Source organism: Bacillus sp. 1NLA3E, from assembly GCF_000242895.2.
In the GTDB taxonomy this organism is placed as follows: domain Bacteria; phylum Bacillota; class Bacilli; order Bacillales; family Cytobacillaceae; genus Bacillus_BU.
Window position 1 is genome coordinate 1,500,481 of record NC_021171.1, and the last position, 13,858, is coordinate 1,514,338.

The 13,858-nt window shown below is 39.6% G+C and carries 13 protein-coding genes; 10 read left to right on the forward strand and 3 right to left on the reverse strand.

Annotated elements, in window-relative coordinates; genetic code table 11:
- Window positions 1–14 precede the first annotated feature (14 nt).
- Together mutL and B1NLA3E_RS07300 are read left to right on the forward strand one after the other, a co-directional pair.
- Entirely contained in the window at window positions 15–1,985 is a 1,971-nt protein-coding gene (mutL, locus tag B1NLA3E_RS07295; protein ID WP_015593198.1) for a DNA mismatch repair endonuclease MutL, read from the forward strand.
- Window positions 1,986–2,133: 148 nt separating this feature from the next.
- Entirely contained in the window at window positions 2,134–2,580 is a 447-nt protein-coding gene (locus tag B1NLA3E_RS07300) for a hypothetical protein (RefSeq protein WP_015593199.1), read from the forward strand.
- 568 nt (window positions 2,581–3,148) lie between these two features.
- On the opposite strand, the gene mreBH is transcribed toward B1NLA3E_RS07300, so the two are convergent.
- Window positions 3,149–4,156 carry a rod-share determining protein MreBH gene (gene mreBH / locus B1NLA3E_RS07305; RefSeq protein WP_015593200.1) on the reverse strand — a complete coding sequence of 336 codons (1,008 nt, stop codon included), beginning with the start codon at window positions 4,154–4,156 and terminating at the stop codon, window positions 3,149–3,151.
- A gap of 298 nt (window positions 4,157–4,454) precedes the next feature.
- On the opposite strand from mreBH, the gene miaA reads away from it, so the two are divergent.
- The 4 genes from miaA to spoVK all read left to right on the forward strand — a co-directional run bounded on the left by miaA (window position 4,455) and on the right by spoVK (window position 7,332).
- Window positions 4,455–5,408, forward strand: a complete 954-nt coding sequence (gene miaA / locus B1NLA3E_RS07310; RefSeq protein WP_015593201.1) for a tRNA (adenosine(37)-N6)-dimethylallyltransferase MiaA — start codon at window positions 4,455–4,457, stop codon at window positions 5,406–5,408.
- 28 nt (window positions 5,409–5,436) lie between these two features.
- The gene (gene hfq / locus B1NLA3E_RS07315; RefSeq protein ID WP_015593202.1) at window positions 5,437–5,670 is read left to right on the forward strand and encodes an RNA chaperone Hfq; all 234 of its coding nucleotides are present in this window, start codon (window positions 5,437–5,439) and stop codon (window positions 5,668–5,670) included.
- A gap of 147 nt (window positions 5,671–5,817) precedes the next feature.
- Window positions 5,818–6,156, forward strand: coding sequence for a DUF1360 domain-containing protein (locus tag B1NLA3E_RS07320; protein WP_041580950.1), 339 nt, complete (start codon window positions 5,818–5,820; stop codon window positions 6,154–6,156).
- A gap of 228 nt (window positions 6,157–6,384) precedes the next feature.
- Entirely contained in the window at window positions 6,385–7,332 is a 948-nt protein-coding gene (gene spoVK / locus B1NLA3E_RS07325; protein WP_015593204.1) for a stage V sporulation protein K, read from the forward strand.
- A 48-nt stretch (window positions 7,333–7,380) separates the two neighbouring features.
- Here the strand turns inward: spoVK and B1NLA3E_RS07330 are convergent, their stop codons facing one another.
- A complete protein-coding gene (locus tag B1NLA3E_RS07330; protein ID WP_015593205.1) occupies window positions 7,381–8,010 on the reverse strand; it encodes a trimeric intracellular cation channel family protein in 630 nt (209 codons plus the stop codon).
- A 222-nt stretch (window positions 8,011–8,232) separates the two neighbouring features.
- Between B1NLA3E_RS07330 and hflX the strand changes: the two genes are divergently transcribed.
- The 4 genes from hflX (at window position 8,233) to glnA (ending at window position 12,774) form a co-directional block, all read left to right on the forward strand.
- The gene (gene hflX, locus B1NLA3E_RS07335; protein WP_015593206.1) at window positions 8,233–9,492 is read left to right on the forward strand and encodes a GTPase HflX; all 1,260 of its coding nucleotides are present in this window, start codon (window positions 8,233–8,235) and stop codon (window positions 9,490–9,492) included.
- 14 nt (window positions 9,493–9,506) lie between these two features.
- A complete protein-coding gene (locus tag B1NLA3E_RS07340) occupies window positions 9,507–10,775 on the forward strand; it encodes a methionine gamma-lyase family protein (RefSeq protein ID WP_015593207.1) in 1,269 nt (422 codons plus the stop codon).
- 239 nt (window positions 10,776–11,014) lie between these two features.
- The gene (locus tag B1NLA3E_RS07345) at window positions 11,015–11,398 is read left to right on the forward strand and encodes a MerR family transcriptional regulator (RefSeq protein WP_015593208.1); all 384 of its coding nucleotides are present in this window, start codon (window positions 11,015–11,017) and stop codon (window positions 11,396–11,398) included.
- Between the two features lie 41 nt (window positions 11,399–11,439).
- Window positions 11,440–12,774: a type I glutamate--ammonia ligase gene (gene glnA / locus B1NLA3E_RS07350; RefSeq protein ID WP_015593209.1), complete on the forward strand. Its 1,335-nt coding sequence runs from the start codon at window positions 11,440–11,442 to the stop codon at window positions 12,772–12,774.
- Window positions 12,775–13,232: 458 nt separating this feature from the next.
- On the opposite strand, the gene lexA is transcribed toward glnA, so the two are convergent.
- Window positions 13,233–13,856 carry a transcriptional repressor LexA gene (gene lexA / locus B1NLA3E_RS07355; protein WP_015593210.1) on the reverse strand — a complete coding sequence of 208 codons (624 nt, stop codon included), beginning with the start codon at window positions 13,854–13,856 and terminating at the stop codon, window positions 13,233–13,235.
- Between the last annotated feature and the right edge of the window lie 2 nt (window positions 13,857–13,858).

Below are 13,858 nucleotides of genomic sequence, written 5' to 3' on the forward strand. Positions count from 1 at the left end.
AGAGGTGAAGATTTTTGGGGAAAATTATTTTGCTTGATGATACCCTTTCAAATAAAATTGCCGCTGGCGAGGTGGTCGAACGCCCCGCTTCCGTGGTCAAAGAATTAGTGGAGAACTCGATTGATGCTGGTAGCACAATCATAGAAATAGAAATAGAAGAAGCAGGCCTTTCCAAAATCAGAATTATTGATAATGGAGCCGGTATTGAAGAAGACGACGTTCTGTTAGCCTTTCAACGCCATGCAACCAGTAAAATTAAGGATGAAAATGATCTATTCAGAATTCGTACGCTTGGCTTTCGCGGTGAGGCCTTACCAAGTATTGCCTCAGTCGCAAGACTTGAACTGAAAACATCAACTGGGTTAGAGGCTGGGACACGAGCGGTGATCGAGGGAGGGAAGGTTGATACCTTTGAGAAGTCAGCGAGCCGAAAGGGAACAGATATAACCATTACTGATTTGTTCTTTAATACGCCCGCTCGTCTTAAATACATGAAGTCAATCCATACCGAATTGGGGAATATTACCGATTTGGTCAATCGACTTGCTTTGGCTCATCCCGAGGTATCCTTTCGCTTAACCCATAATGACCGCCAGCTACTTCAAACAAACGGAAATGGTGACGTCAGGCAGGTCCTCGCAGCCATTTACGGAATGAACATTGTCAAAAATATGATTCCTATTTCCGGTACTTCGTTAGATTTTACAATCAAAGGCTATATCTCGATGCCTGAGTTTACCCGAGCATCAAGGAATTATATTTCGACGATGATTAACGGTCGGTTTATCAAAAATTACTCATTGGTAAAAGCCATTCAGGAAGGCTATCATACTTTGCTTCCAATCGGCCGCTTTCCAATTGTATTAATCGATATTCAAATGGACCCGATTCTCGTGGATGTGAATGTTCATCCGTCAAAACTGGAAGTCCGCTTAAGTAAGGAACAAGAATTAAATGGTCTATTGAGCTCAATTATTAAAGATGTCTTCAAGACAAAAGAATTGATTCCTACCGGCTTTTTAACTCCAAAAATAGAACGGGCTAAAACAGAACAAACCTTTATGGAACTTGACCACTTACCAGAGGAAAGCATCACAAATAGCAGTGCTCCTTCAGCTGCAGTTCCACCCCCACTAGGAAGTGTGGAAAAACCATGGACTCCTGTTAGGGAAAGTGGAATTACCGACGATTATATACAAACAGCCTCACGTTCTGGATCGGATGTGGCATCTTTAGTAGAAGATGCTTCCAGTGATGTTGGCGAGAGTGTGTCACCTTTTGACATAGACCCTTTCTCGGAAAAAATGGATTCAGTTAATAGAACCGGTATTCCGACGAACTCCGATTCTGCAAAACTTACAGAGTCTCAATATGAAGATGATCAAACCCAAAAAGAAGGGATGCGAGTACCACCCCTTTATCCAATTGGTCAAATGCATGGGACCTACATTCTTGCGCAAAATGATAGAGGCTTATACCTCATAGATCAGCATGCGGCACAAGAGCGGATAAAATATGAGTATTATAAGGAAAAGGTTGGACAAGTTGCGAGTGAACTTCAGGAATTGCTAGTTCCAATGACCTTCGAATACTCTCTTGATGAGGCCTTAAAAATTGATGAGCATAAACATGAGTTGGAAATTGTAGGTGTATTTTTAGAGGAATTTGGAATCAACAGCTATATCGTTCGATCCCACCCGCAATGGTTTCCTAAAGGGGAAGAAAAAGAAATCATTGAGGATATGATTGAGCAGTTACTATCAATGAAAAAGGTTGATATCAAAAAATTGCGTGAAGAAGCGGCAATCATGATGAGCTGCAAAGCTTCTATTAAGGCTAACCGTCACCTGCGTAATGACGAAATCCAAGCATTACTTGATAAGTTAAGGATGACCACAGATCCGTTCACTTGTCCTCATGGGCGTCCAATTATCATCCATTATTCAACCTATGAACTGGAAAAGATGTTTAAGAGAGTAATGTAAGCAAGTGTCTTTGATTTCAAAAAAATAAATATTTTGTTTCGCAGCTGATTAGTAACAGGATTTTCGTATTTCTCGTCTAATAATAAAGACAAGGTCATATTAATAAAAAGGGAAGTAGGGTATGACCTATAAAGTGAGGTGTTGACGATTGATTGTTACATCGATCCTTGGTGCATTTTTACCTGTTGTTATTATTATCTTTGTGGTTGTTTATGCAGCCAAAAACAAGGAGCAAGGAGGAGAAAAAGTGATCCGTTATTTATATACTTATTTAGTGCTATTTGCGACGCTTATGATGGTAATCGGTGGGGGAATTTCAATTTTTATGGCAGCAGCAGATTTAGTTAGTCCGCCTAGTTATATGCAAAATTTTAGCGATTATAAACAAATGAGAACCACAGAAAAAATGGAAAATACAACAGATGTTAGCGAGAAGGAACTTCGTAGTGATTATAACCAAGCGATTAAAGATGAAAAAAACCGAACACAAGAAAATGCTAAAAACCAAATCATTAAAAGTTTAGGTTTTATCATCATTCCATTGCCAGTCTTTTTATATTTTAATCGGATGAGAAAACGGATTGTTGAAGAGTGACCTATAGATAGAAAGAAAGGTTGCAGAGAGTGTTTCTGCAGCCTTTCTTATGCTTTTTGAACTAATAGTGGTTTTGCACAAATAATCTCAACAGATAATCCGTATGGTCGCAAAATCATTTTCGATTATAGCCGCTTTGAACTTGTACCCCACACTTTTCTTCACTTTTAAAAATCAGTCTCGCCACACCAATTGAGTAATAGTAGTCGAGCATATAACTTTAAAGTCGAGCATATCAGCTCAAAGGCGAGCATAAACCCCAAAAAGTCGAGCATAAACCCTCAAAAGTCGAGCATAAAACCTCAAAAGTCGAGCATATATCAAAATTAAAGAACGCTTTTCAATAAAACAGTGAAGGTAAAAGCGGAAAAGGTTAAGGTTTTGTCTTGAAAAGGGTAAAAATCAATCAAATCTATGAATTTCCCACATAATTTATCGATTTGGCCGATTTATTAGTAAATTTTATATAAAAAAGACACCACCTACTTAAAGACACCAATTAAGAAAATGCATCGAGTTTCAAATATTAAAAAATGCCGGAATAGATTCCAAGCGTTTTGTATTTATATTATTTGAACGAAGTCTGGAGCTTATTGAAAAACCTAAGGGACTTGCCAGCACCTAATGCAACCGATTCTAACGGGCTTGGCGCAAGATGAACAGGCACAGCAATCTCAGCAGATAACCATTCTTCCAACCCTTTTAGGAGGGCACCTCCTCCAGTTAAAATAATGCCGCGATCCACGATATCACCACTTAATTCAGCCGGACAATCCTCGAGGGTTGCTCGAACGGCCTCTAAAATATGGGATAAGGATTCCATGATTGTTTCGTGTATCTCCAAGGAAGAAAGTGTTATGTTTTTGGGCAATCCTGTTAATAAATCACGACCGCGTACCTCCATGTTCATTTCCTCATGGTTAGCGATAGCGTGTCCAATCTCTATCTTTATTTTTTCAGCCGTCCGTTCACCGATGAGAAGATTAAACTTTTTGCGGACAAATTGAATAATATCATCATCGATTTGATCCCCGGCAATATGGATGGAGTGACAGGCCACCACTCCTCCGAACGAGATAATCGCCACCTCCGTTGTCCCACCGCCAATATCAACCACTACATTTGCCACCGGTTCATCAACAGGTAAGCCGGCACCAATGGCTGCAGCGACTGGTTCCTCAATCAAATGGACTTTTTTGGCCCCTGCTTGACGAACCGCATCATGAATTGCTCGGCGGTCGACGCTAGTCGAACCTGATGGGGTACAGACAATCACATTTGGCTTGCGTATTGTAAATCCCATTTTCTTCTCTACTTTTTTCATAAAATATTTAAGCATTTCCGTCGTAAGGTCATAGTCTGCGATGACTCCATCTTTTAATGGGCGGATCGCCACAATTTTCTCAGGTGTTTTCCCAATCATTTCCTTCGCCGCTATTCCGACAGCAAGAACCCTTTTGGTGTGCTTGTCAATGACCACAACAGCAGGTTCATTTATGGTGATTCCCTTATTTTTACTAGAAACAAGGATATTGGCTGTTCCTAAATCTATTCCAATCTCTGCAGTAGTTATCATTTTTGTCCCACCCTATTCTATAGAAATTATAATCCTTATACATTACTGGTAGGTAAATAGATATTTAGGGGGTCGAAAGTGAGTTGTCATCTTAACGTTATCCTACTGTAAAATTTTAGGAAAAATATGTAAAAATTAATTAGAACCATGTTATTCTATTGTATAAGCAAGAAATGAAATGGTGATAATGTTTAGATGTTCTAAAACCGTAGGTTATTATGTTAAGATAAGGGGGGAACGGCTTCGTTTTTGAGGCCAGGTAAGAAAACGTTTAATTCTTAAAGGCTGTGTGAATCAATTGACAAATAAAGAAAAATTGATGGTTATTATTGGCCCAACTGCAGTTGGTAAGACAAGGCTTAGCATTGAATTGGCGAAGCGGTATAATGGAGAAATCATCAGTGGCGACTCCATGCAAATATACAAGGGGATGGATATTGGCACGGCTAAAATAACTCAGCAGGAAATGGATGGAATTCCCCATCACTTAATCGATATCAGGGACCCTGAACAAGATTTTTCCGTAGCAGAGTTCCAGCAGCTGGTTCGTGAAAAGATTACTGAGATTACCTCTCGTCATAAGCTACCCATTATCGTTGGGGGAACGGGTCTTTACATACAATCAGCAATCTACGATTACCAATTTTCCGCTGCACCCCAAGATCCTGATTTTCGATGCAATTTGGAACAACGTGCCGAAAAGGAAGGTAATGAAGTATTACATGATGAGTTGGCAAAGATTGATCAGCAAAGTGCAAACGAGATTCACCCTAATAATGTTCGTCGTGTGATTCGCGCATTGGAAATCTACCATTGTACGGGTCAAACCAGAGAAGAGACTCAGGCAAATCAATCACCAGAGCTACTTTATGAAATAGCATTAATAGGATTAACAATGGATCGTGAGCAACTATATAGTCGAATCAATCAGCGGGTTGATATCATGATTGAGGATGGCTTAATTTCCGAAGTCGAAAGGCTGTTTAATAGTGGTCTTCGTGACTCCCAGTCGATTCAAGCGATTGGTTACAAAGAAATATATGAATATTTAAATGACCGTGTGACCTTACCTGAAGCAATTGAAAAACTAAAGCAAAATTCACGCAGGTATGCGAAAAGGCAGTTGACTTGGTTTAGGAACAAGATGGGTGTAGAATGGTTTGATATAGGGGATGGTCAGCAATTTGAAAAAAAAATCACTGAAATTTCTGCCTATATTGAAGGAAAGCTAAAAATTAAATCGAATACATAATATTAGAGATAAAAGAGGAGGATTTGTAATGAAAACAGCCATTAATATTCAAGACCAATATTTAAACCAGCTCCGGAAGGATGGAACAAACGTAACTGTGTTTTTATTGAACGGATTTCAACTTCGAGGCCAAATTAAAGGATTTGATAACTTTACGGTCTTATTTGAATCAGAAGGAAAGCAACAGTTAGTTTACAAACACGCTATTTCTACATTTGCGCCTCAGCGTAATGTTCAATTAGATTTAGGTAGTGAACAATAATCCTTCTCGGAAAATATGGTAGCAAAACGGCTCACTCAAATAGTGGGTCGTTTTTTTTGTTCAAAAGTCATCTATTTGAGTTCTAATTCATTTAATAAAAAGGAGATGTAAAAATAAAACAACTTGGAAAATGGAGTGGGGAGAATAGTGTATGGCATATCCTGGCTTGATTTTATCATCTTGATCTTAGCTTCGTTTCGCATAACCCATCTAATTGTTTTTGATAAAATAACCTCGTTTTTCCGAAAACCTTTTTTGTCGATTACTTATGAAGAGGATGCCTCAGGAGTGATAGAGGAGTCGACTCAAATAAAAGGGACTGGAATCCGTTATTTCATTGGTTCCCTGCTAAGTTGTTATTGGTGTGTCGGAGTTTGGGTAGCGTTGGGAGTGGTCGGAGTTTACTTTATTGTCCCAAGTTCTTACCCTATTCTTATCGTGTTTGCCGTTGCCGGAGCCGCAGCTATCATTGAATCTAAGGTATAAAATGCTTGTTGTGGATGAATTCTTTATCTTTAAAATCAATAAAAAATAATGAATTGAAGATGTCTTGAATACACATAAGAGAGGAGTCTCTTGCTTTCTAGAAGAGAGGATTTGGACTAGGGCTGTGATGACGTTTTCCAAACGATAAATTCAGATAAATTAGGAAGTAGCGAAGAAAAGAAGGATACCTCGTTCCCGTATACTGTTTTAGAATGTGAGGTGAAAGCTTTGGATCAACCAATGCGTATGAAAAATAATGGACAGATTAGTATTGTTCTAAATTCTCAAAAACGAAATGAGTTATCAAAGGCTGCCCCAGATTCCCAAGTTGTTCCAAAGATCATACCACCAGAGCATGCAGCTTTGAAAGAAATCGAGGAAGAGCTCGGTGCGCTTGTTGGAATGGAAGAAATGAAACGAATGATAAAGGAAATTTATGCCTGGATTTATGTAAATAAAAAACGAGAAGAGATGGGGCTAAAAGCAGGGAAACAAGCTCTTCATATGATGTTTAAAGGCAACCCGGGTACAGGAAAAACAACCGTTGCCCGGCTAATCGGAAAATTATTTTTGAAAATGAATGTTTTGGCAAAGGGTCACCTGATTGAAGCCGAACGTGCCGACCTCGTTGGGGAGTATATTGGGCACACTGCCCAAAAAACGCGGGACTTAATTAAGAAATCACTCGGTGGAATATTATTTATCGATGAGGCTTATTCCCTTGGGCGCGGCGGAGAAAAGGATTTCGGAAAGGAAGCAATTGATACCCTAGTGAAGCATATGGAGGATAAACAGCATGAATTTATCCTTATTTTGGCAGGCTACTCACGGGAAATGCAGTACTTCTTAAGCCTGAATCCGGGTCTACATTCGCGATTCCCTTTAGTGATTGATTTTCCAGATTATTCGATTGATCAGCTTATGGAAATAGCGGCGCGGATGTTAAAAGAAAGAGAGTATGTATTGAGTCATGAGGCAGAAAGAAAAATAAGGGCACATTTGGTTTTGTGCAAGTCTGCGTTAAGTCCAAGTGGTTTTTCGAATGGTCGTTATGTTCGAAATATTATTGAAAAATCGATTCGCTCCCAATCGATGCGGATCCTCATACAAAATAGCTACGACCGCCATGACCTTATGACCATTAGAAGCAATGATTTGGTGTTTGAAGAAGATTAAAGGATTAAATAGAAAAGAAGCTGGCCGGGCTGGTCAGCTTCTTTCTCTTTATAAATCTTCAGTTTGCAGCTTTTTTTGGGTGGGCATACTTCGAATCGGTAGCTTCCAGTCATATGTATAAGACAGGACACGTAACCCGGTAATGACAAAAAATAAAAGGTAAAGCCCAAGCCCTGATTTTGCAAAATTAAGTCCAATCACAAGTCCAGCAAGAATGGCCCAAAGCCCATAAATTTCAGCCTTTAACACAAGAGGCTTTCGTTTGGCGAGGATATCGCGAATGATGCCGCCCCCACTACCAGTAAGAATAGCGGCCACGATGACTGCACTAAGCGGATGATGCATGCCGGTAGCATAAAGTGCCCCTTGAATGGCAAAAGCAGATAAGCCAATCGCATCAAAAAAGTTTCCCCATCTTTCCCAATGCTGCAATAATTTATTTGGAAACAAGAATACAGCTGTTATGGATAATAGGGCAATCGTGAAAAATACCCCCTGTTCCCATAATGCTGAAACGGGTACCCCTATCAATATGTTGCGAATGGCCCCGCCACCAAACGCTGTCACGATTCCAAGAATATAAACGCCTAAAATATCATATTCCTCTTCCATCGCAACGAAGGCCCCACTTACCGCAAAGGCAATCGTTCCGATTATGCTAAATACTTCCCAGGTCATGCGTCCCCCAACTCCTAATGCTTATCTATCTTGAATATTACATTTAAAACAGGCAAACAATAAAAATTTTAACATGGAATAGAGGTTTTTCAATAGTTTTTTGACTTGGTTAAGAAAGAAACGTTCTTTGCGCCTGATTGATTAGAGCGATATTATGGAATTCACCAAACTTTTGTTATGATATGAAAAGAGAACAGATACATATAGAAAGAAGGTTATAGATTGGAACGACAAGCGGATTTAGAAAAAGTAATTTTAGTCGGCTGTCAGACTGCGCGAGTGGATGATCTTCATTTTCAATATTCAATGGAGGAACTAGCCTCACTTACAGATACAGCAAAAGGTGAAGTAATGATTTCAGTCAGTCAAAAACGTGATCGAGTACATCCTGCTACTTATATCGGAAAAGGTAAAATTGAGGAATTAAAAGCATTAGAGGATGAACTGGAGCCAGACCTGATAATTTTTAATGATGAATTATCCTCAACTCAAATTCGGAATTTGTCCCGTGAATTAGATGCTCGGGTCATTGACCGTACTCAGCTTATTCTGGATATTTTTGCAACTCGAGCTCGATCAAAAGAAGGAAAATTACAAGTTGAATATGCACAGCTGCAATATATGTTACCACGGCTTGTTGGGCAAGGGACTTCCATGTCAAGACTTGGTGCAGGGATTGGAACGAGGGGACCAGGTGAAACAAAGCTGGAATCTGATCGCCGCCACATTCGCCGTCGGATTGACGATATTAAATCCCAGCTTACGGTGATTGTTGGTCATCGTGATCGGTATCGGGAACGACGCAAGAAAAACAAAGCCTTTCAAATTGCGATTGTTGGTTATACGAATGCGGGGAAATCAACCTTATTTAACCGTCTGACCGAGGCTGATACCCTTGAAGAAAATCAACTTTTTGCTACTCTGGATCCGACGACAAGGAAAATGATTTTGCCTAGCGGTTTTACGACGTTGACAACGGACACTGTCGGATTTTTACAGGATTTACCGACCACATTGATTGCTGCTTTCAGATCAACTTTAGAGGAAGTTAACGAAGCGGACCTTTTGCTACACGTTGTAGATTGCAGCAATCCTGATTATTTCCAGCATGAAAAAACCGTACAGCATTTATTAGAGGAACTTGAAAATCAGCATTTGCCACAATTAACGGTATACAATAAAAAAGATATGATGCAGCCCGACTTTGTTCCAGTAGCTAAGACGGAGACGATTACGATCAGCGCCTTTGAAGAGGAGGATCGTCAAAAACTTAAACAAAAAGTCGAGGAGATGGTGCTAGGGTTGATGGAATCTTATCATGTCCATGTCCCATCAACGGAAGGAAAGCTTCTGGCCCAATTAAAAAATGAAACGATTCTTAGAGAACTTGTTTTTGATGAAGAAAATCAAAAGTATAATTGTAAGGGATATTCATTCCCAGATCAGAAAATATCTGGCCAACTTAAAAATTTTTCAATTTAGATAGGAGAAGAACCATGTATCAACAGTTAGCACACGGGGAAACATTACAGAAGTTGGTGGGTGAGGTCGAAACACTCATTACACCAATACATAAAAAAATTGACCAGCAAATAGAGAATAACCAATTTCGAGTCTTGCAAAGCTATCAAAATCATCGGGTTAGCGACTCGCATTTTAACCCATCAACAGGTTATGGATATGATGATAGCGGTCGGGATACTTTAGAAAATATTTATGCTGAAGTGTTTGGGGGAGAAGCTGGACTTGTTCGTCCTCAAATAATCTCAGGAACCCACGCTATCTCGATTGCCTTATTTGGGATTTTGCGTCCAGGAGATGAGCTCTTATACATAACGGGGAAGCCGTATGACACACTTGAGGAAATCGTCGGCATTCGTGGCAACGGCGTTGGTTCGCTCAAGGAATTTGGGATTTCTTATCAGAGTGTCGACCTGACAGAATCAGGTGCGGTTGACTTTGAAGTTGTTGAGAAAGCGATCGGACCCAATACAAAAATGATTGGGATTCAGCGATCCAAAGGATATGCGACAAGACCGTCTTTTACCGTTGCCGAAATCAAGGAAATGATTGATTTTGTCAAAGAAATAAAGTCAGATGTCGTGGTATTTGTGGACAATTGTTACGGAGAATTTGTAGAAGCGATCGAGCCTTGCCATGTGGGTGCTGATTTGATGGCGGGTTCCTTAATAAAAAATCCAGGCGGAGGCCTCGTGAAGACGGGGGGATATATCGTCGGGAAAAAGCAGTTTGTTGAAGCATGTTCATACCGGATGACATCCCCTGGAATTGGTGCGGAAGCGGGCGCTTCATTATATAGTCTCCAGGAAATGTACCAAGGCTTCTTTCTGGCACCACATGTAGTTGGACAAGCCCTAAAGGGAGCTGTTTTTACAGCGGCTTTATTAGAGAAGCTTGGCATGAATACCCTACCAAAATGGGATTCTACTAGAACGGATCTCATTCAATCCGTTCAATTTGATGACCGTGACAAAATGGTAGCTTTTTGCCAAGCCATTCAATACGCTTCACCGATAAATTCCCATGTAACTCCATATCCTAGCTACATGCCTGGTTATGAGGATGATGTGATTATGGCAGCTGGTACATTTATTCAGGGTGCTAGCATTGAATTAACAGCAGATGGTCCAACCAGATCACCGTATGTTGCGTATGTTCAGGGAGGCTTGACTTATGCACATGTAAAAATCGCCATCTGTATTGCTTTAAACCACTTATTAGAAAAGGGTTTGCTGGAAATTTAAAAAAATTGGCTTTATTAAAAATAAAACAGGAAATCCGACAAAAAATTGGATTTCTTTTTTATTTAGTGTATTATCTTTATTGGGATATTTGTTTTAATAAAATATTCTAAATTATTTTTTATAAGGGGTGTGATAATACCTAACATAGAGTTGACACATAACCTTACCGAGAATATAATGAACACAAGAAGTACATAAGGAGGAGAAATCAATTGAGCGGAAGCCAAATTCGTCGATCAATGCCGTTGTTTCCCATCGGAACGGTGATGCAACTTACAGATTTATCCGCCCGACAAATTCGTTATTATGAGGAACATGAATTGATTTCTCCTGCTAGAACTGATGGGAATAGACGAATGTTTTCACTTATCGATATTGACAAGCTTTTAGAGATTAAAGATTTAATTGACCAGGGAGTAAATCTTGCGGGTATTAAGCAATTATTTGCTAAAACTAAACAAGATATTCCGTTGGTTTCGCCGGAAGAGTCTGAAAAGGCTAGACGAGAATTGACGGATAATGAATTACGAAAACTCCTGCGCAACGAATTGTTGCAGGCGGGTCGGTTTAATCGTGGATCAGGATCGCTACGTCAAGGTGACATGTCGCGCTTTTTTCATTAATAAACAATTAAAGGGTTTAAAAAAAGGGAGGAAATACTGAAATGGCAAAGTTTACAAAAGATGACATTTTTCGTTTGGCAAAAGAAGAAAATGTAAAGTTCATCCGACTTCAATTTACAGACATTTTAGGTACAATTAAAAACGTTGAGATTCCTGTAAGTCAGCTTGAAAAAGCGCTTGATAACAAGATGATGTTTGATGGTTCTTCAATCGAAGGATTTGTACGTATTGAAGAATCAGATATGTACCTATGCCCTGATCTTAATACTTGGGTTATCTTCCCTTGGACTGCAGAAAAAGGTAAAGTTGCACGACTAATCTGTGATATTTATAATCCAGATGGAACTCCATTTGATGGTGATCCTCGTAATAATTTAAGACGTGTCCTTGCTGAAATGAAAGAATTAGGATTCACTAACTTCAACTTAGGACCTGAGCCAGAATTTTTCTTGTTCAAGTTAGATGCACAAGGTGAACCAACTCTTGAACTAAACGATAATGCTGGATACTTTGATTTAGCTCCAACTGACCTTGGCGAAAACTGCCGCCGTGATATCGTTTTAGAACTTGAAGAAATGGGCTTTGAAATTGAAGCATCTCACCATGAGGTTGCTCCTGGACAACATGAAATCGATTTTAAATATGCTGATGCATTAACAGCTTGTGACCAAATTCAAACATTCAAGCTTGTTGTAAAAACAATTGCTCGTAAGCATGGTCTTCATGCTACTTTCATGCCAAAACCATTATTCGGTGTGAATGGATCTGGTATGCACTGTAACTTATCTTTATTTAAAGATGGAGAAAATGCATTCTACGATACAAGCAAAACATTAGAATTAAGCGAAGCAGCTACTCAATTTATCGCTGGTATTATTAAACACGCTCATAGCTTTACAGCTGTTACTAACCCAACTGTAAACTCTTATAAGCGTCTAGTGCCTGGTTACGAAGCACCTTGTTACGTAGCTTGGTCTGCACGCAACCGTTCACCACTTATCCGTATTCCTGCTTCACGCGGATTAAGCACTCGTATCGAAGTACGTAGCGTTGACCCTGCTGCTAACCCATACTTAGCAATGGCTGTTCTTTTAAAAGCTGGATTAGATGGAATTAAAAATAAATTAACTCCTCCGGCTCCAGTTGATCGTAACATCTATGTAATGAGTAAAGAAGAGCGCGTTGAAGCTGGTATCGCTGATCTTCCAGCAACTTTAGCTCTTGCATTAGAAAACCTTAAAGCAGACGAAGTTATCACTTCTGCATTAGGTGAACACATTCTTGAGCACTTTGTTGAAGCTAAAGAAATCGAGTGGGATATGTTCCGTACTCAAGTTCACCAATGGGAACGCGATCAATACATGACAATGTATTAATAAAATCAGGCCTTGGCGCTTTATGAGCGTCAGGGTCTTTTTTTTTCGGCTGTTTTCGTAAACTTTGTTGCTATTTACCAAAAGAGGAGTGTGGTTGATTTCCGCTCCAGGATGCTCGCGCACCTTAGGGGCTGGCGGTGAGCCTCCTCGGCGCTTAAGCGCCTGTGGGGTCTCACCTGTCCCGCAGGAGTCTCGCACCTTCCGCTCCAATCAACTTCTTTAACAACGGTTTGCTTTCCACAAAACCTATTTAAAAAACAACAATCTTTTAGAAAAGAGCCTTTTTTTATAAATGTTTTAATTTTGAAGTGATAACAATAGTTTATGTGATTATTAATTTGTTGGACTGGTTGAATACCTATTTTGCTAATTAATAAAATCCCTAAAAATAGACACTTTGGTAGGTTAAGACAAAAAAAGCCCTGGGATTGATCCCAAGGCTTTATTAGTACCCAATTTTAATGAATATGACGATATACCCCAATAACTTTACCAAGTATCGTGACATTTGAAAGAATAATTGGTTCGAGAGATGAGTTTTCTGGTTGCAAGCGTATGTAGTCTTTTTCTTTGAAAAATCTTTTAACAGTTGCTTCATCATCCTCAGTCATAGCGACGACGATTTCTCCGTTTTGGGCAGTTTGTTGTTGTTTTACAATAACATAATCCCCGTCTAGTATTCCTGCTTCTATCATACTATCTCCCATTACTTCTAGCATAAACACCTGCTCATCAGAGGGTGCAAGACGATCCGGAAGTGGAAAATACTCTTCTACATTCTCAATTGCAGTAATAGGTTGTCCCGCAGTAACCTTTCCGATTACTGGTACATTAATCACTTTGCTTTTCGGAATATTGCTTTGCTCATCTATGTCCAAAATCTCAATTGCCCGAGGTTTTGTTGGGTCGCGGCGAATTAGTCCTTTGCTCTCTAAACGGGCTAAATGACCATGTACTGTGGAACTTGAAGCAAGGCCGACTGCTTCACCAATTTCGCGCACGGAAGGGGGATAGCCTTTTTTTCTTACTTCGTCTTTAATAAAGTCTAGAATATTTTCTTGCCGCTTTGATAACTTAGTCATCT